Here is an 18,032-nt window from a genome sequence, read left to right on the forward strand (position 1 = left end):
TCCGAGCCGGGCGCGCTTGAGCTCCTCACGCGTCACCGCCGTGAGCAGCGCGCGGATGCGCAGCAGCAGGTGCGAGGCCCCCGCCGCACTGGCTGCCAGCACCACCAGCGCGGCCACCTGCGCCCCCATGGCAATGCCGGCCTGCGCCTGCAACCGGACCTCCGCCACCGCCGCCGCCGCCGTCACCACCACCGTCACCATCCGGCGGAGCGACAGCGCGGACAGGAGGATCAGGCACACGTAGATGCCCAGGGTGAAGCCGGCCACGCCGCCGGGGGAGGGTGACAAGGGCAGCGACAGGCTCTGGAGCCAGAAGATCGCAGGGACGTCCACCAGGGCCAGCGTCAGGCCTGCCCAGTGCTCCATCCACTTGAAGTGGTAGATGCCTCCCAGCACCACGGCGGTGATGGCCCAGTACGCGGCGAAGGGGGTGGAGTAGATGGCCCAGTCCGCCAGCTCGCGATAGAAGCCCAGGTAGAGGGTGACGCTGAAGATGGCGGAGACGGCCAGGAAGCGCACCCAGCCCAAGCGCACCGCATTGCGCGTGCGCTCCGAATCGAGCGCCCGCGTCAGGCTCTCCTGGGTGCTCTCTCCCGAGACCTCTTTCATCGCCGGGCGGCCCTCATGCTGTCCGTGTAATCCTCTTGCACACTCTCTCATGGGTTGGGGGCGGGTGCACACTCAACACCCTGGACCCCACCTGCTCGGTTGGCCAGAGTGCCCAGGTACAGGTGCCGAGACGAGTAGGCTAAAGTAGGACTCCAGGTTGCCGAGTAAGTCTTGGGACAGGTACAGTGCAACCGATGAGTTGGACGCTTCGGAGCAGGCGGTTCCAGCGGTGGCTGCAGGCATCAGCCGTGCTCCTCTTGGGCTGTTCTCAAGCGATGCCCCCTGAGGGCGTGTGGCGGCCTCGTCCCGGTGAGGGGATGGAGCGCATTCCAGGCCCGATAAATATCAAAGGCTTCGGGCCTTTCGAGTCCTTCCCCAAGGCCTTGGACGCCACCTGCTCTCTGGTTCTGTCAAAACCAAATGCCGCCGTAGGCCACATCAAGGATGTGGACGTGGCCTTGAGAAGAGCGACGGAGTACTGCGCATGGCTCTACTACACCCCAGAGCAGCGGTATGAGTTAAGCATGTTGACCGACTTGGAAGCGCCAGGCGACCAGTTGCATGGGAAGGCAAGCTGCCTGCTTCCTTGGCGAGTGGACGACCCGCGGTACGCACCGGAAAACATCAAGTATCTCTTCTACGTCCACAACCACGCTCTCGTGGGCGAGCTTTCGGATCGTGATATCCGCTTGGCTGTCGAGATGGCAAATATCCATGGCTGGGTTGTGGAAACAGGGGGTGGTCGGGTTCCTGTGGCTGTCATTGCATTCATCTCGACCTCGGGTGAAGGTGAGCGCCCGACATGTGATGGTGCGTATCAATACATTCCGGCCACGAGTGAGTTGCTGAAGTGGACCAAGACAGGAGAGGCGTGGCACCGCGAGAAGACGGGCACTGTTGTCTGGCACAGCAGCGCAAGCTTCTCCATCCAGCGAGAATAGAATGAGCCTCTTCCAACAGCCGTTCGGCGATCAGCTCTCCTGGAGGATACGAGGTTGCCTTCTCATGCTGACTTTCCTCTTCTCTGCGTGCTTGAGGAACCCGGGCCCGCCTCCCGCGCCGCGGGAGGATGACAAGTCAATCGTCTTCCCGCAGTTCTCCGAACATGAGGCGATTCGTGTGGGCGCAGATGCGGGAACCTATGAACTCGATGGCGAGCTGCTTCGCGCTATGACGATCGCAGCCAATGACTTTCGTTCTCTAGGAGGCAGCAGTCAGCCATGCTGGGAGGGACGGGGGACGCAATACCGAGTCATTCGTCTAGGGGCCGTCATCTTCGTGTATGCCTACCAGGCTCTCTCTTCATGTGGCCTTTCCTACGCGGTGGCTGATACAGGTGCGAAATACGCGATCAGCGCCGATGGCCGCATCCTCAGGCGTGTCATGGATGGCCAGCCGCTGGAACCTGGAAGCCGAGACCTCTTAGATGGCGGTCGTCAGGGAGTCCCAGCGGAGTTTGGAACTTCCGGTGAGTTTGATGCGGGATGGAGCCCGGATGGGGGGCTTCAGGGAGTGCCGTGACGTGCGGTGGTGACATAGCGGGCCATGGGCTTTTCAGGTAGACGCCGCCTGTCGCCATGACCCCCCGTTCTCCGCCCGAGCTTTTGCGCTGGTCGCTCCTGGCCGCCCTCGTGGGCGCCGGGCTGGGGCTGGGGCTGTTTGCCTTGGAGACGGAGCGGCTGCTGCGCGCCGGGGCCGTGGGTGTGGGCATCGATGTAGAGGGCCCCTATGCGGCGCTGATGAACGCGATCCGGCCGCTGCTCCCAAGCCTGCTCGTGCGCGTGGCGGCCGTGTATGCGGCGGGCGGCGCCGTGCTGGCGCTCGTGGCTGGGGGGCTCGCTCGGGCATGGGGGCGGAAGCGGCTGGCGTGGGTGGTGCCGCACTGGCTCGTGTTGCTCGCGCTGCTGGCCTGGGATCGCGCCATCGCCCGGCCCGCGCTCTTCGATGATCTGCCCGCACTGCGCGCCGTGCTCGGGTGGCTCGTGGATCATGGAGCGCCGTGGCACCCGCGTCTGGCCGCTGGGCTGTGGCTCGCACTCCCCCTCGGGCTGCTGGCGTGGCGCTGGCGCTCGCACCGGCGCACCCTGGGCGTGGCCGTGGGCGCTGCGGTGGCGGTGGGGGTGCTCGGGGCGTGGGTGGCCCGGCCGCCCACGGGTGGAGCGAAGCACCCGCTCGTCGTCCTCATCGGGGTGGACGCGTTCCGCCCGGATCGGCTGCGTGCGCTCGGCGGGACGGGCGCGGTGGCTCCCCACCTCGATCGCTTCGCGGAGGAGGGGGCCACGCTCTTCACCCGCGCGTACACGCCGATTGCCCAGACAGAGCCTGCCTGGCGCTCCATGCTCACGGCGCTCTGGCCGCACCGCACGGGCGTGCGCTACTCGCTCACGGCCGAGTCCCGCTGGATCCAGGCCCCCACGTTTGCCCAGCGCTTCACGGACGCCGACTGGCGCACCGTGTTCGCCACGGACTGCTCGCGCTTCCACGCCGAGGGGCCGGACTCCGGCTTCTCCACGCGCCTCCAGCCGCCTCGGGGCGCGGTGAACTTCCTGCTGGAGAAGCTGCGCTACCGTGGCGTGGGCCTCTTCGCGGACAACCGGCTCGGCGCCGCGTGGCTGCCCGAGTTCATCGACAACCGCGCCCTGGCCGGCATCCATGATCCCGTGGGCTATGCGGATCGGCTCGCGGCGCGGCTCGTCTCCGAGGCGAGCCAGGGCCCCACGCTGTTCGCCTTCCACGCCACCGCGGCGCACTTCCCGGGCGATCCCACGTACCCCTTCTACCGGCGCTTCGTGGCGCCCTCCGAGCCGCTCGAGCGCCGGCTGCGCATGCACTTCTCTCCAGTGGTCTCCGGCGCAGCGGGGGGCGCCGGCACCTGGAACCGCGCGGGCGCGGAGGGGCTCTATGACGAGCTGCTCGCCCAGGCGGACGCGCAGGTGGGCCAGCTCTTCGACGCGCTGAAGCGGACCGGGCGCTACGACGATGCGCTGATCCTCGTGTTCTCGGACCACGGCGAGAGCTTCCACGCGGACCGGCCAGATCTGGCGGGGGCCACCTCGGTGCATGGCGCCCGGCTCTCCGAGGAGGAGAACCGCGTGCTGCTGACGGTGAAGCTCCCCAAGGGCCAGCGTGCGCCTGCCCGGGTGGACACGCTGGTGCGGCTGGTGGACGTGGGGCCCACGCTGCTGGAGCTCAGCCGGCTGCCCTCACTGCCGGGCGACGTGGACGGCGTGTCCCTGGCGCCACTGCTGCGCGGAGAGAGCTTCCAGCCTCCGCCGCTGTACGCGGAGACGGGCTTCACGCATGTGAGCCCAGAGGTCTTCGATGGGAGGCACTGGCCCGGGGCGCCCCGAAGCTTCGACACCTACCGCATCCGCCAGGATGGCGTGGTGGAGGTGGATGGCGTGGCGCATGACGCCATGGTGCGCGAGAAGGATCGCGGCGCCTTCGACGGGCAGCGGTGGTTGGTGGATCGCCCGCGGGCCGATGGCAGCGTGCAGCGTTCGTGCTCGGGGGACTGCGCGGAGACTGCTGTGTTGTCTTCCTGGCTGGATGCGGTGCTGACGCGAGCCCCCTGACGCTGCCTGGGGTAGGGTGCGGCCTCATGTCGACGACAAACTCCCTGAGCCTCCAGGAGCGCTACGCCCCCCACAACGCCTGCTTCGGGTGCGGCCCCTCCAACCCGCAGGGACTGCGCATCCGCAGCCTCGTGGAGGGCGAGCTCGTGGTCGCCGAGTGGACGCCCGCCGAGCACCACCAGGCGTTCCCCGGCGTCCTCAATGGAGGGATCATCGGCTCGCTGCTGGACTGCCACTGCAACTGGACGGCGGCCTACCACCTGATGAAGCAGGGCGGCGAGGACTCTCCGCCGTGCACCGTCACCGCCGAGTACAGCATCCAACTCAAGCGCCCCACGCCCATGGGCCTGGTGCGGCTGGAGGCCCGGCCCGTGGAACTGAAAGGGGATCGCGCCGTCATCGAAGGCACGCTCACCGCCGGAGGCAAGGTGACGGCCACCTGCCGTGGCACCTTTGTGGCGGTGAAGCCGGGGCACCCCGCTTACCACCGCTGGTAGCCCGCAAGAGCGAGGCCCCGGCGCCTCCTGAGAGAGGCACGCGGGGCCCTGGTCTCTCACGCCGCGCGGCGCGCTACTTGTTCATCGAAGCCAGCAGATCGTGCTGGGCCGCTGTGGCATTGGGCTGACCCTTGTCGGCCACCCGGTGCACCTGCCGGCCGATCTTCTCCTGCAGCAGCATCAGTCCGTCCAGCACCTGCTCGGGGCGCGGCGGGCAGCCGGGGATGTAGACGTCCACCGGGATGATGCGGTCGATGCCCTGCAGCACCGCGTAGTTGTCGTAGAAGCCGCCCGAGGAGGCGCACACGCCGAAGGCCACCACCCACTTCGGCTCCGTCATCTGCTCGTACACGCGCTTGAGGATGGGGGCCTGCTTCAGGTTGATGGTGCCCACCACCATGAGCAGATCCGCCTGGCGCGGCGAGAAGCGGGGGAACTCGGCGCCGAAGCGCGCAATGTCATAGCGGCTGGCCGCCACGGACATGAACTCCATGCCGCAGCACGCGGTGGCGAACGGGTAGGTGAACAGCGAGTACTTCCGGGCCCACCCCAGGCCCTTGGAGACCATCCGCTGGAAGAAGCCCATGGCCTCGTCGCGGCGGGTGGCAATGACAGGAGCGTTGTCGATCTCAGAAGCCATGTGTCCTCAGCTCTCCCACTCCAGAGCGCCTTTCTTCCACACGTAGATAAGGCCCACCACCAGCGTTGCAGCGAAAACCACCATCTCCGTGTAGCCGAACCAGCCGAGCGCCTGGAAGTTCACCGCCCAGGGGTACAAGAACACGGCTTCCACGTCGAACACGATGAAGAGCAGCGCCACCACGTAGAACTTCACCGCGAACCGCTGGCGGGCCATGCCGCTCGACTCGGAGCCGGCCTCGAAGCTCATCGACTTGACGGCGCTTGGCCGGCGGGGGCCCAGCAGGCCGGAGAGGGTGGGGATCGCCAGCGCGAGGACGCCGGACAGCAGCAGCACCACCGCCAGCGGCAGATAAGGGGTGAGGGGAGTTTCCATCGGCGGCGGACCATAGGGACAGCGGCCGCGCCCTGTCAAAGAGAAACGCCACCGCTTCACAGCGTAAACCGTTGAGATAACAGCGAAAAGCCAGGCTGGATGGCGCCCGGTGCTCCCAGCCTCCCTGGCGGGAGCCCGGGCACGGGAAAGGGAGAGCGGCCGGGCACGGACTGTCCGTTTGACGCTCTTGGGTCCTGGGGCCTAGCGTCGCACCTCGCGTCGCGCGAACTCCGGGAGAACCAGGGCATGTGGGGTCGGCTCAGTCTACGGTGGCAGGTGGCACTGGCGGTGTTGATGCCCACCATCGTCATCTCCGTCCTCAGCGGCATGTACTTCCCGCGGCTGCAGGCGGACCTGGGTCAACAGCGGCTGAAGGAGCGGGCCCTCGCGGTGGGGCTGCTGGCCCAGGATCAGGCGGCGGCGATTCTCGCGGGGCCCGAGGCGGAGCGCCCCGAGCGGCTCCAGCGGCTGTTCAGCCAGGTGGAGAAGGGCGGAGTCGTCTCCGGCCAGGCTGTGCTCGAGCCTGGCAATGACACGCTGCAACAGCACGGCACCTTGCCTCCAGGGAGCACTTCGGTGAAGAGCGCCGAGGGCTGCGTGGACGCTCACATCGAGGGCACCCTGCTGGTGCGCTGCGGGCTGCCGGAGGGACGCAGCTACCTGGTGGGCCTGGATGCCTCGATTGTGCGCCATGAGGTGCACTCCTTCACGATGCCGGGCTTGGCCGTCTACCTGGGCGCCGCGTTGATCGGCCTGGTGCTGGCCTTCTTCATCGGCCGCGCCATCACCGAGCCCGTCTCCCGGATGACCGAGGCCGCCATCGAGGTGGCCCAGGGAGATGTCTCCCGCAGCCATCTCGAGGTGACGACGGCCGCGGGCGAGGTGAGGCTCATGGCGCAGTCGTTCGGCAAGATGCTGAGCACGCTGCGTGGCACGGTGGCGGAGCTGGTGTCCCGCACGGAGCAGCTCTCCAGCGCCTCGCGCGGGCTCACGGGCGCCTCGGCCGATCAGGAGCACGTCATCAGCCAGCAGGCGGCCTACGCGCAGCAGATCGCCGCGACGTTCGAGGAGCTGAGCCGCACCGCCGAGCAGATCTCCAGCTCCACGGAGGTGGTGGAGTCCAGCGCGCGCCGCACCCACGAGGCGGTGGCCGAGGCCATGGCCGTGGTGGCGCAGGTGGTGGCCGGCATCAACGACATCCGCATCGAGGCCAAGGGCGTGGCCGAGGCCATTGTTGGGCTGAACCAGGATCTGCAGCAGGTGTCGAAGATCGCCCAGGTGATCAACCAGGTGGCGGAGCGCTCGGATCTGCTGGCGCTCAACGCGGCGCTGGAGGGCACCAAGGCCGGCGAGGTGGGGCGGGGCTTCTCGCTGGTGGCCGCGGAGATGCGCAAGCTGGCGGAGAACGTGTCCGCCTCGGCGCGCGACATCGCCCGCATCGTCGAGAAGGTGCAGGACTCCGGCGAGGAGGCCGCCAGCAAGGCCCGCGTGGGCATGGCCACCTCGGATCGAGGCGTGGAGGTGGCCGAGCAGGCCTCCTCCGTGTTCGAGCGCATCGTCGAGCTGGCGCGCGGCACCAGTGAGGCGGCGCGGCAGATCACCATCGCCACGCGCCAGCAGCGCCAGTCCAGCGAGCAGGCCGTGCAGGGCGCGCGCAACGTGGCCGAGCTGGTGAAGCAGGGCGTGGACGCCACGGGCCGCACCACCCGGATCGCCCAGGATCTGCAGGCGGTGGCCGAGGGGCTCACCGCCGTCACCGGCCGCTTCAAGGTCGCCCGAGACTAGCGGCCTGCTCTACGCTGGCTCCTCCTGGTCCTGATCCTTGGGCGCCAGCGAGTGCACCTGCTTGAGCAGCTCGCGCAGGGAGAAGGGCTTCTTGAGGTACCCGGCCCACGTGTACTCCTGGGGCTTCACCTTGGGCGGGATGGCGCTCATGATGAGGATGGGGAGCGCCTCGAAGTCGGGCCGCTGGCGGATGGCCTTGAGCGTCTCGTAGCCGTTCATCACCGGCATCATGATGTCCAGGATGGCCAGGTCCGGCTTGCTCTCCTGCAGGCACTTGAGCGCCTCGCGTCCGTTGCCACAGGTGACGACCCGGTAGCGCTCCTCCTCGAGGATGGCCTTCACCGCGTCCACGATGTCCAGCTCGTCATCGACGATGAGCACGGTCTTCATGAGCGCCTCCGTCGCAGCAAGCCACCCTTCTTGGCCTTCTTCTCCCGCCTCGCAGGCGGACGCCTGAGCAAGGATTCGTTATTGTCCTTGTCCTTCTTCTGGCCGTTCCGCACGCGGGCGTGGCCCGTGAGGATGTTCTCCGCGCTCTCGAAGTGAGATCCTTCATCCCCACGCCAGCGGCCTTCTCCATCAGGCGGGGAGGCGTCTCGTAGAAGCCGAAGTAGACCCCGGGCTGCCCCTCGCGAGCGCCCTGGAGGAGGAAGTGGAGCCCCAGCAGCGTCTTCCCCGTCCCGGGCGCGCCCATGAGCATGGTGGTGGAGCCGGACAGCAGTCCTCCCCGTAGCGACTCGTCCAGGCGGGAGATCCCGAAGGCCATCCGGACGCGGTCCTCGCGGCCCTGCTCCTCCGGGTTGGCGAACTGCACCTCGGTCCGTGGGTGGATCACGATCCCCCTCTGGGAGATCTCCACCTCGTGCCGGCCCAGGAGCGAGTCGCTGCCCCGGAACTTCAGCGCGACGAGCTCGCGCACCGCACGGGGCCCGGAGAGCCAGAGGGACAGCTCGAAGACGCCATCCACGGCGGTGTTCTCCGGGTGGACCTCTCCCTCACGGTGCGGCGCGAGGAGGAGGGTGGTGCAGCCGAGGATGTTCACGAAGGCCTGCAGATCCTGCAGGAAGCGCTTGAAGGACAGGTCCGACCGGGCGAACTCCCTGGCCGCGTCCATGCCGTCGATGATGAGCAAGGTGGCCTGGTGGCGCTGGGCGGTGCGCCGCACCATATCCAGCAGGCCCTTGAGGCCCTCCTTCTCGAGCTCGGAGTAGCCGCTGACATAGTGGAGCTTGTCGGGGATGACGCTCCGGTCGAAGAAGGTCATCTCCTCGAGGTTCGCCAGCATGCGGGCGTGGGCCTCCGTCAGGAGCGTCACGTAGAGGGCGCGGCCCCCTTGCTTGACATGGTTGAAGGCGATCTGGTTGGCCAGCACCGTCTTGCCCGAGCTGGGGGGGCCCAGCACCGCATAGGAGGCCCCCTTCAGCAGGCCGCCCTTGGTGATGAAGTCCAGCCGGGGAACTGCTGTGATCAACCGCTCCTGGCCCGTCTTTCGGTCCTGCTCACCGAGGCCAGCCTCCTTCTCTTGAGACGACACACTCCCTCCTTGGATGCTTCAGTAACGCTCCGTCCGGCGCAGGGGCAGGAGCACCTGGAAGGTGGCGCCCCGGCCAGGTTCACTGGTGACCGTGAGGGTGCCACCGTGCGCCGTGACGATCTCCTTGGCGATGTAGAGGCCCAGCCCGAGGCTCTCGGACTGCCGGGTCGGGGTTGCTCGCTCGAAGCGGTCGAAGATGCGAGCCTGATCCTCCGGGGCGATCCCGATCCCGTAGTCCCGCACCCGGATCGCGGCCTGGTCGGGCTGCTCCTCCACGCGGATGTCCACGGGCCGGCCGCCGCCATACTTGATGGCGTTGGTCACCAGGTTGGTGATCACCTGCTCCAGGCGCAGCCGGTCTCCGAAGAGGATGATGGGCTCGGGGGGCAGCTCGAGCTGGAGCTCCACCCCCACGGTGCGCGCCTGGGCGTCGAGGCGCAGACCCAGCTCCGCCACGATCTCCACCAGGTCCACCGCGCTCACGTCCAGCCGGAGCCGGTGACCGGTGACGCGGGACACGTCGAGCAGCGCGTCCAGGAGCTTCTGCAGCCGGTCGATCTGGCGCAGAGCGGGCGTCAGGCTCTTCTCGACGGTGGACTTGGGGAGCGTCTCGGCGGTGCCGCGGTGGGTGAGGTAGAGGGTGCGCTCGAGGTGGAGGCGGAGCGCGGTGAGGGGCGTCCTCAGCTCGTGCGCGGCGACAGAGAGGAACTCGTCTCGCTCGCGGATGGCGCCCTGGGCGCGGGCCTGGAGCCGCAGGAGCGCCTCGATGTTGGAGAGCAGCTCCTCCTCCTCCATGGGGGTGGTCCAGTATGCGTCCGCGCCGTGGGCCAGCCCACGGATGCGGTCCTCGCGCTGGACGGAGACGGCCGAGAGGTGGGCAATGAGCAGATCCTGGGTCTCCTCGTTGGCGCGGAGGCGCCGGCAGACCTCGTAGCCGTCGATGTCCGGCAGGTGGACGTCGAGCAGCACGAGATCCGGCCGGCCGGCAGCAATGGAGAGGGCCAGCCTGCCGTTCGTGGCCTCTAGCACCTGGTAGCCGGCCATGCGGAGCATGTGGCTGACCATGTAGAGGGTCGCGGGGTGATCGTTGACGTTGAGGATGGTGGCCTTCGGGGGCGGCCGCTCACCCATATTTCCGGGCGCGTTCACAGTTCTTTTCCGCGAAAAAGAGTGTGTAGCGCCGTTCAGAAGCGGAATCCCATCAGGAACTTTTTACGTACGAATCCTCCGAGCCCACGTGCGGTTGTTAGCTGGTAGGCAGTCAGGCAGGAGGATGTGGGAAAAGTCACTCCAGAAGGGCTTCGGAGCTGAGAGGTGCCAGAGGCTTCCGGACAGCCACCGGAGGCACTCAGCCGAGCGCGCTCTAGACAGAAGCTGCTCTGTCCACCCGTGCAACGGGTGTGTGGTATCGATTGCTTGAATGAGCAACTCGACCGCTCCTCACGAAACGGCGAACAGGTCCTCTTCCACCACCGAGTTGCCGAGCGCGCCTCAGCGCGAGGCTGCGGCGGTGCTCGTCGGCGGGGGCGAGATGGGCGCCCTCATGCGCTCCATCGACTGGGCGAAGACTCCCGTAGGGCCGCTGGAAACCTGGCCTCAGTCTCTGCGCACGGCGGTCAGCATCCTGCTCGAATCGCGCTTTCCTATGTACATCGCGTGGGGTCCCCAGTTCGTCCAGTTCTACAACGATGGGTACCGGCCTATTCTTGGCTCGACAAAGCATCCTGCCGCCATGGGACGCAGCGCCCAGGCTACGTTCGCGGAGAGCTGGCACATCATCGGCCCGATGTTCGAGGGAGTGAGACACGGGACGGCGGTGGGCTCCGAAGACTGGATGCTACCTCTTGACCGCAATGGCTATCTCGAAGAGTGCTACTTCACCTTTTCGTACAGCCCGATACGAGACGAGAGTGGTGGCGTCGGAGGTGTTCATGTCACCGTCACCGAAACTACTGGCCGAGTGCTCGGTGAACGACGGCTGCGGACGCTGAGAGATCTTGCGGCGCGCGTGGGAACGGTGAAGCGGGAACAAGATGCGTGGCGAGAGGCGGCCCAGGCGCTGGAGGGCAACGTTTTCGATGTTCCCTTCGCCTTGCTGTATCGGATGAGTGACGCCGGCGAGCGGTCCGAGCTGGTGGCGACGGCCGGCTGGGGGACGGATACAGCCGCCGCCGTCTCGCTCTTCGGCGCAGGTCAGGCAAACCCGCTGTGGCCCTTCGCGAGTGCGGCCGCAACCCAGAGCCCCCAACTCGTCCCGGATGTGCGCGCCCGCTTCGCTGAGCCTCCCAGCGGCAACTGGCCGGAGGCTCCTCACTCGGCCTTGGTATTACCCATTTCCCGTCCGGGCGCTGAGCGCCTCTATGGCTTTCTCGTCGCGGGCTTGAGCGCAAGGCGCGCCCCCGACGACGATTACCGTGGATTCCTGGGGTTGGTGGCTGACCACATCGCCACAGCCGTCAGCAACGCTCGTGCCTACGAGGAGGAAAAGAAACGGGCTGAAGCACTGGCTGAGATTGACCGCACCAAGACAGCTTTCTTCAACAACGTGAGCCACGAGCTCCGCACCCCGCTCTCATTGATGCTCGGGCCTGTCGAGGATGGCCTGGCGGACACCGAACATCCCCTCCTCCCAAAGCAGCGGGAACGGCAGGAAGTGGTGCGCCGCAACGGCCTGCGCCTGCGGAAGCTCGTCAACACGCTGCTCGACTTTGCCCGCCTGGAGGCCGGGCGCGCCCAGGCTTGCTTCGTCCCGACAGACCTGTCCTCCCTCACGATCGAGCTCGCAAGCAACTTCGACTCAGCGATAGCGGCCGCCGGTCTCGCGCTGGTGGTCGACTGCCCAGCCCTCCCCGAGGCCGTCTACGTGGACCCGGCCATGTGGGAGAAGGTTGTCTTGAACCTCCTCTCCAACGCCTTGAAGTTCACCCTCCAGGGTGAAGTTCGCATCGCGCTGAGGTGGCTCGGCGGTCACGTGGAGCTCACCGTTCAGGATACTGGAACCGGCTTGCCGGAGGAGGAGCTGCCCCGCATCTTCGAGCGCTTCCACCGAGTCGAGGGGGCGCGAGGGCGCAGCCATGAGGGCACGGGCATCGGGCTCGCGCTGGTGCAGGAGCTGGTGAAGCTGCACGGCGGGAGGGTGACGGTGAAGAGTGTCCTCGAAAAGGGAAGCACCTTCACGGTGAGCCTCCCGACTGGCTCTGGGCACTTGCCCCAAGAGCACATTGGGGCTTCCCGGACGCTCACCCCCACTGGGAGCGGGCCCAGCTCGTTCCTTGCGGAGGTCGCCCACTGGAATGAAGTCGAGGCTCCTGCGGCCATTTCGTCTGCGGTGCCGACTCCCACCGCGGCGCTGTCCACCACCCGTTCCGAAGCCCGTATCTTGTTGGCGGACGACAACGCCGACATGCGAACCTACCTCTCACGCCTCCTGTCGCCGCACTGGAGCGTGGAGTCGGTGAGCGATGGCGCACGGGCCCTCGCCGCCGCGCGTGCGAATCCTCCCAGCCTCGTCATCTCCGACGTGATGATGCCAGGGGTGAACGGCCTGGAGCTGGTTCAAGCCCTGCGCGCGGACGGCCGCACCCGCACCATTCCCATCCTGCTCCTGTCTGCACGTGCAGGCGAGGAGGCCACCATCCAGGGGCTGAACAGCGGCGCGGATGAGTACCTCGTCAAGCCCTTCTCCGCGAAGGAGCTCCTGGCGCGCGTCACCGCGCTGCTCACGGTCTCGCAACTGCGCCAGGCGGCGGTCCGCTCGGAACGCGCCCACGCGGAGGACACCCTGCGTTTTCTCGAGGAGTCCCGCCGCGCCACGCGTCTTCGCGAGGAGATGCTCGCCGTCGTCAGCCACGACTTGCGCTCGCCGCTCACCGCCATTCGCACAGCCGCCGAGCTCCTCCGGCGACTTTCCTCGGAGGGTGACCTGCTCGCCCGCGTGCGCAAGCAGGCGGACACGATTCGACGTTCAGCCGACCGGATGAACCGGCTTATCGATGACCTGCTCGATTTGGCGAGCATTGATGCCGGAACTCTCTCCATCGAGGCCCGCCCGCAGAGCCTAGAGGAGCTCGTCCGCGATGCCCGAGAATTATTTGAGCCTCAAGCGGCCGAGAAAGGCTTGCAACTCACCTTCGATGTGGAGCCAGGACTCATCCTGTGGTGCGACAAGGAACGAATCCTTCAAGCGCTCGGAAATCTGCTCTCCAACGCGATCAAATTCACGCCCCCTGGGGGCCGCATCCGCCTGCGGGCTGAGGCCGAGGCGGGGACCGAGGATATCCGCCTCAGCGTAGCGGACACCGGCCCGGGGATCCCCCTCGCAGCGCAACCGCACATCTTCGACCGTTACTGGCACGGGGCTCAGCACAAGCGCGAGGGACATGGCCTGGGCCTCTCCATCGCCAAGGGCATCGTGGAGAGCCACGGAGGGCAGATCCGGCTCGAGCGCACCTCCGGCGCAGGCAGCACCTTCTCGTTCTCGCTTCCAGCCGGACAGAAGGCGGGTGCGGTCTCGCCAGCACACCGCCAAGCACTCCCGCGGCCGGGCGCCGAGGAGAGCTTCATTCAAGGTGGCGGCGAGATGGGGGCGCTGATGCGCTCCATGGACTGGTCCAAGAGCTCGCTGGGACCGGTCGAAGGCTGGCCCCAATCCCTGCGGACGTCCGTCAGCACGATGCTCCGCTCCCCTTACCCCATCATTCTCTTCTGGGGCCCCGAGCTCCGCATGCTTTACAACGATCCGTTCCGTCCCATCCTGGGGGCGAAGCATCCCCAGACCATGGGCGCGCGCGGGCACGAGGCGCTTGCCGAGGAGTGGGCGCTCCTCGGCCCCTTGATGAAGCGCGTTCTGGAGACGGGAGAGCCGCTGTTTATCCAGAACGGGAACGTCAATTTCCAGCGGCGGCCTGGCGGTTTGAGAGAAGAGGCTTACTTCACCTGGTCCTACAACCCGACCATCGGTGAGACGGGGGACATCGCGGGCCTCTTCGCCATCGCGAGCGAGACGACGCGCCAGGTGGTCGGTGACCGCCGGCTGGGGATACTCCGAGAGCTGTCCATTCGGGCGGCGCTCAATAAGAAAGTCGAAGAGGTCTTCCGCTCTCTGGAAGAAGTCCTTGCGCAGGCCGGCAACGATCTACCTTTCGCGCTTCTCTACGTCGTCAAGGCAGAGAAGGCGTACCTGGTGAGCTGCGCCGGCCTTGCACGCGGAGCACCCGCGGCCCCCCTCGAGCAGAGCCTCGGCGACCCCCGCTCATGGCCGCTCGCCGACGTTGCCAGTCTGGGGCAGGAGGCGTTGGTCGAAGACCTCCACTTGAAGTTTGGGCGCCTTCCCGGCGGCCCTTGGGCCGAGCCAGCGACGCGCGCCCTCGTTCTTCCTGTGCCAATGGGCGCGGATACCGCGGCCACGGGAGTGCTTGTGGCGGGCCTGAGTCCACTTGTTGCGCTGGACGACGAGTACCGCAGCTTCCTGCAGCTTCTGGCGCGGCAGCTCGCCGCCAGCATCTCCAGTGCCCGCGCCTATGAACAGGAGAAGCAGCGGGCAGAGGAGCTGGCCCTGCTTGACCAGGCGAAGACTGCATTCTTCAGCAATGTGAGCCACGAGTTCAGGACTCCGCTCACGCTCATTCTCGGCCCCATCGAGGACGCGCTGTCCAAGACGGAAAAATCATTGGAAGGAGAGAAGCTCGACCTGGTCCGCCGCAATGCCCTGCGGCTCTACAAGATGGTCAACACGCTGCTCGACTTCTCGCGGATGGAGGCGGGCCGGGCCCAGGCCCACTACGTGCCGACGGACCTTTCCTCCATGACTCGCAACCTCGCGAGCGCCTTTCAATCTGCGGTGGAGAGCGCGGGCTTGAGGCTGGTGGTGGACTGCCCACCCCTGCCCGAGCCCATCTACGTCGACCCGGACATGTGGGAGAAGGTTGTCTTGAACCTGCTCTCGAATGCGGTGAAGTACACCTATGAAGGTGAGATCCGTGTTGGCCTCAGGTGGCAGGACGACAAGGCTGTCCTCACCGTTCAGGACACGGGAGTGGGGATTCCCGAAGAAGAGCTTCCGCGCGTCTTCGAGCGCTTCTACCGCGTCCGTGTCACCCAGGGACGAAGCCACGAGGGCACGGGCATCGGCCTTGCCCTGGTGCAGGAGTTGGTGAAGCTTCACGGCGGCAGCATCTCGGTGGAGAGCAAGCTCGGTGAGGGCACGACCTTCACCCTGAGGCTGCCGCGCGGTTCGGCTCACCTGCCCCCAGAGCGAATCGAGCACACGCCCCGGCCAGGCTCTTTCGCCGCGGGGGCCGCGCCCTTCGTTGAGGAGGCGCAGCGCTGGTCCGTGGATGCCACGGGCACGGACACACCCAGTGCCGGAGCGTCCGATGACCCGACGCTGGGTGTGCCTGAGGAAATCGCGCGCTCCCGCATCCTCCTCGTCGACGACAACGCCGACCTACGCACCTACGTCGCAGGGTTGCTCGGGCGAGTCTTCCCCCACGTCGAGACAGCCACGAACGGGAAAGATGCGCTCGAGCGGGCGCGCGCCCAGCCGCCGGACCTGGTCCTCTCCGATGTGATGATGCCGGGGTTGGACGGCTTTGGCCTTGTGCGCGCCCTGCGCGCAGACAAGGACACGCGCGCCATCCCCATCATCCTGCTCTCCGCACGGGCGGGCGATGAGCCCACGGTGGAGGGCTTACAGAGCGGAGCAGATGACTACCTGGTGAAGCCCTTCTCTGCTCGCGAGCTCATGGTCCGGGTGCGCACCCAGCTCGACATGGCTCGCGTGCGCCGGGAGGTGATCCGCAACGAGCTCGAGAAGAAGGTACTGCGCGAGTCCGTGCGGGTGCGAGACGAGTTTCTCGCTCTCGTCAGCCACGAGCTGCGCACGCCCGTGAGCGCCCTGTCGCTCAACGTCCAGTCCCTGGTCCGAAGCCTGGGCAGCGAAGGCCGTGCCGAGGCTTCGCTGGAAGCGATCGGGCTGAAGGCGCAAACGACGCAGAGACAGCTGCACCGCCTGGCGCGCCTGGTAGAGCGGCTGCTTGACGTGTCAGAGCTCGTCACCGGCCGCCTGAAGCTCGCACGGCAGGAAGTAGACTTGTCGGCGGTCGCGACCGACGTCGTGGAACAGGAGCGGGACAAGGCCCTCCACGCCGGTTGCGTCCTTACCTTGAATGCTCCCTCGCCGGTCATTGGACACTGCGACCGAGCGAGGCTGCACCAGCTCATCGAAAGCCTCCTCGACAACGCACTCAAGTTCGGGGCGGGAAAGCCCGTTGAGGTGGCTGTGATGCGGGACTCGGACCATGCCTCCATCACGGTGATGGATCACGGCGTCGGCATCGGTCCGGAGGACCAGGAGCGCATCTTCGGACGCTTCGAGCGCGCCGTTTCCGAGAAAAATTATGGCGGGTTCGGGCTGGGCTTGTGGATCGCTCGCCACATCGCGGAAGCACACGCCGGCAGCATCCGTCTCACGCGCACGGCTGGCGGAGGAGCCACCTTCACGGTGGTGCTCCCGCTGAACGAGACATTGGGATGAGGCGGAAGGCTGTACCCCTTGGAGGTATACGCTCTCAGAGAGAGACGGCTCGGGCGCGCAGCTTCGCGAACAACTCTGGAGGCATGGAGGCCGTGCCCAGGTGGCGCCCGGGTGCCACCTTCTCACCGTGGAAGTCGCTGCCAGCGGTGGGCACCAGATCGAACTCCTTCGCCAGCGCCAGGTACTTCTCCCGCACGCTCGGGTTGTGGTCCGAGTGGTATACCTCCAGCCCCGCCAGGCCTGCCTTCGCCAGCGTCTGGATCTCCATCCGGTTCATCTTCGAGGTGCCTGGGTGGGCGAGGGTGGCCGTGCCGCCCGCGTTCCGGATGAGCCGGATGGCGTCCGCCCCCTCCAGCCGGTAGCGCTCCACCCAGGCCGGGCGTCCATCCCCGAGGAACCGGTCGAACGCCTCCTTCGTGTCCACGCACCAGCCCTTCTCCACCAGCACCCGCGCCAGGTGCGGCCGGCCCAGGTGCGCCTTCTCCGCGATCGCGTACACGTCCTCCATCCGCACCGGGAAGCCCAGCTTGCGCATCTTCTCCACCATCTGCTCCATCCGCTGCTTGCGCTCGGTGCGCAGCGTGTCCGCGAACCGGGCGATGTCCGGATCCTCCAGCCGCAGGAAGTGCCCGAGGATGTGGGCCTCCCGCCCCAGCACGAAGGTGGACAGCTCGATTCCCGGTATCAGCTCCATGCCCCGGGCCCGTGCCGCTTCCGTTGCGGCCGCCAGCCCGGCCACGGTGTCGTGGTCCGTCACCGCCAGCACCGTCACCCCCGCCGAGGCGGCCAGGCTCAGCAGCTCCTCGGGAGAGTGCTGTCCATCGCTCGCGGTGGTGTGGGAGTGCAGGTCGATCACGGCAGCCTCCAGGGCTCGGGGAGAAGGGAAGGGCTCCCGCCCTTCTTATCTACCCGAAGCCCGGCCTGGAGCGCATGCCTGGGTGCCGACTGGCCATGATTGAACTGCGGGCCCCGAGCCTCTCGCCGCGCCCGGCTCCCTGCGCGTAGAGTCCTCGACACCTATGGCCAAGACGGACGACACCATCGAGAACCGGGTCTATCTCTTCGAGTCGCTCGCCAGCAGCTACGTGGCGGCGGCCTCCGAGCTGTTGAGCTCCGAGGATGCGGCGGTGCGCGAGCGGGCCCGGCGGGCGTTGGCCGAGCTGGCGTACGTCTCCTGCATCGTCGCCGACACCCAGCACCTCTCTGCCGAGCAGGTCCGCGAGCGCGTCCTGGGCGCGCCCGAGCCGGCGCCCAAGCCCAAGGCGGGCGGCCGCCGGTAGCGAAGCATGCTCCCCACCGCGCGCGGTGGGTGCTATAGCCGCGCGCCATGGCCAAGACCTCGAACCCCAAGAAGTCTCTTCGCGCCGCCTACTCAGGAGCGCGCAAGGCGGATCCCCGCCCCATCACCGGCAAGGAGAAGCCGGCCGAGCTGCTCGCCCATGCCTTCAGCGCCTACGTGGGGCGCCAAGAGCGCACTGCCTTC

12 protein-coding genes and 1 pseudogene are annotated in these 18,032 nt (G+C 67.3%); 6 read left to right on the forward strand and 7 right to left on the reverse strand.

The features are described from left to right. Positions 1-609 (reverse strand): annotated as a pseudogene (locus VD972_RS04355) (adenylate/guanylate cyclase domain-containing protein); the annotation flags it as partial. 317 nt (positions 610-926) lie between these two features. Between VD972_RS04355 and VD972_RS04360 the strand changes: the two are divergent. The 3 genes from VD972_RS04360 to VD972_RS04370 all read left to right on the forward strand — a co-directional run bounded on the left by VD972_RS04360 (position 927) and on the right by VD972_RS04370 (position 4,681). Continuing rightward, positions 927-1,550 (forward strand): hypothetical protein, encoded by a 624-nt coding sequence (locus VD972_RS04360; RefSeq protein ID WP_324981193.1) that lies wholly within the window; start codon positions 927-929, stop codon positions 1,548-1,550. 636 nt (positions 1,551-2,186) lie between these two features. Beyond that, complete coding sequence (locus VD972_RS04365) at positions 2,187-4,184, forward strand: sulfatase-like hydrolase/transferase (RefSeq protein WP_324981197.1); 1,998 nt, start codon at positions 2,187-2,189, stop codon at positions 4,182-4,184. Positions 4,185-4,210: 26 nt separating this feature from the next. Continuing rightward, complete coding sequence (locus VD972_RS04370; RefSeq protein WP_324981200.1) at positions 4,211-4,681, forward strand: PaaI family thioesterase; 471 nt, start codon at positions 4,211-4,213, stop codon at positions 4,679-4,681. A gap of 73 nt (positions 4,682-4,754) precedes the next feature. Here VD972_RS04370 and VD972_RS04375 read toward each other — a convergent pair whose 3' ends face one another. Continuing rightward, positions 4,755-5,321 (reverse strand): NADH-quinone oxidoreductase subunit B, encoded by a 567-nt coding sequence (locus VD972_RS04375; protein WP_324981203.1) that lies wholly within the window; start codon positions 5,319-5,321, stop codon positions 4,755-4,757. A gap of 6 nt (positions 5,322-5,327) precedes the next feature. After that, on the reverse strand, positions 5,328-5,696 hold the full coding sequence (locus tag VD972_RS04380; protein WP_324981205.1) for an NADH-quinone oxidoreductase subunit A: 369 nt from the start codon (positions 5,694-5,696) through the stop codon (positions 5,328-5,330). Positions 5,697-5,942: 246 nt separating this feature from the next. Here VD972_RS04380 and VD972_RS04385 point away from each other — a divergent pair, with 246 nt between their 5' ends. Beyond that, on the forward strand, positions 5,943-7,481 hold the full coding sequence (locus VD972_RS04385) for a methyl-accepting chemotaxis protein (protein ID WP_324981208.1): 1,539 nt from the start codon (positions 5,943-5,945) through the stop codon (positions 7,479-7,481). A 9-nt stretch (positions 7,482-7,490) separates the two neighbouring features. Here VD972_RS04385 and VD972_RS04390 read toward each other — a convergent pair whose 3' ends face one another. The 3 genes from VD972_RS04390 to VD972_RS04400 are packed head-to-tail and all read right to left on the reverse strand — an operon-like array spanning position 7,491 to position 10,164. Further along, positions 7,491-7,871, reverse strand: coding sequence for a response regulator (locus VD972_RS04390; protein WP_324981211.1), 381 nt, complete (start codon positions 7,869-7,871; stop codon positions 7,491-7,493). After that, complete coding sequence (locus tag VD972_RS04395) at positions 7,846-9,015, reverse strand: RAD55 family ATPase (RefSeq protein ID WP_324981214.1); 1,170 nt, start codon at positions 9,013-9,015, stop codon at positions 7,846-7,848. The genes VD972_RS04390 and VD972_RS04395 overlap by 26 nt, the downstream gene beginning before the upstream one ends. 18 nt (positions 9,016-9,033) lie before the next feature. After that, the gene (locus tag VD972_RS04400; protein ID WP_324981217.1) at positions 9,034-10,164 is read right to left on the reverse strand and encodes a hybrid sensor histidine kinase/response regulator; all 1,131 of its coding nucleotides are present in this window, start codon (positions 10,162-10,164) and stop codon (positions 9,034-9,036) included. A gap of 271 nt (positions 10,165-10,435) precedes the next feature. Between VD972_RS04400 and VD972_RS04405 the strand changes: the two genes are divergently transcribed. Then, positions 10,436-16,549 carry an ATP-binding protein gene (locus tag VD972_RS04405; RefSeq protein WP_324981220.1) on the forward strand — a complete coding sequence of 2,038 codons (6,114 nt, stop codon included), beginning with the start codon at positions 10,436-10,438 and terminating at the stop codon, positions 16,547-16,549. A gap of 34 nt (positions 16,550-16,583) precedes the next feature. On the opposite strand, the gene VD972_RS04410 is transcribed toward VD972_RS04405, so the two are convergent. Then, positions 16,584-17,405: a PHP domain-containing protein gene (locus VD972_RS04410; protein WP_324981225.1), complete on the reverse strand. Its 822-nt coding sequence runs from the start codon at positions 17,403-17,405 to the stop codon at positions 16,584-16,586. A gap of 163 nt (positions 17,406-17,568) precedes the next feature. Between VD972_RS04410 and VD972_RS04415 the strand changes: the two genes are divergently transcribed. Next, on the forward strand, positions 17,569-17,829 hold the full coding sequence (locus VD972_RS04415) for a hypothetical protein (protein ID WP_324981228.1): 261 nt from the start codon (positions 17,569-17,571) through the stop codon (positions 17,827-17,829). The last annotated feature ends 203 nt before the right edge of the window (positions 17,830-18,032 follow it).

The organism is Hyalangium sp. (genome assembly GCF_035629615.1).
Classification (GTDB): Bacteria; Myxococcota; Myxococcia; order Myxococcales; family Myxococcaceae; genus Hyalangium.

Excerpts from the sequence above, each read along its gene's own strand:
- VD972_RS04405 (WP_324981220.1), top strand. The coding sequence starts at position 10,436 with ATGAGCAACTCGACCGCTCCTCACGAAACGGCGAACAGGTCCTCTTCC.
- VD972_RS04380 (WP_324981205.1), bottom strand. The coding sequence starts at position 5,696 with ATGGAAACTCCCCTCACCCCTTATCTGCCGCTGGCGGTGGTGCTGCTG.
- VD972_RS04360 (WP_324981193.1), top strand. The coding sequence starts at position 927 with ATGGAGCGCATTCCAGGCCCGATAAATATCAAAGGCTTCGGGCCTTTC.
- VD972_RS04375 (WP_324981203.1), bottom strand. The coding sequence starts at position 5,321 with ATGGCTTCTGAGATCGACAACGCTCCTGTCATTGCCACCCGCCGCGAC.
- VD972_RS04415 (WP_324981228.1), top strand. The coding sequence starts at position 17,569 with ATGGCCAAGACGGACGACACCATCGAGAACCGGGTCTATCTCTTCGAG.
- VD972_RS04390 (WP_324981211.1), bottom strand. The coding sequence starts at position 7,871 with ATGAAGACCGTGCTCATCGTCGATGACGAGCTGGACATCGTGGACGCG.
- VD972_RS04365 (WP_324981197.1), top strand. The coding sequence starts at position 2,187 with ATGACCCCCCGTTCTCCGCCCGAGCTTTTGCGCTGGTCGCTCCTGGCC.
- VD972_RS04385 (WP_324981208.1), top strand. The coding sequence starts at position 5,943 with ATGTGGGGTCGGCTCAGTCTACGGTGGCAGGTGGCACTGGCGGTGTTG.
- VD972_RS04370 (WP_324981200.1), top strand. The coding sequence starts at position 4,211 with ATGTCGACGACAAACTCCCTGAGCCTCCAGGAGCGCTACGCCCCCCAC.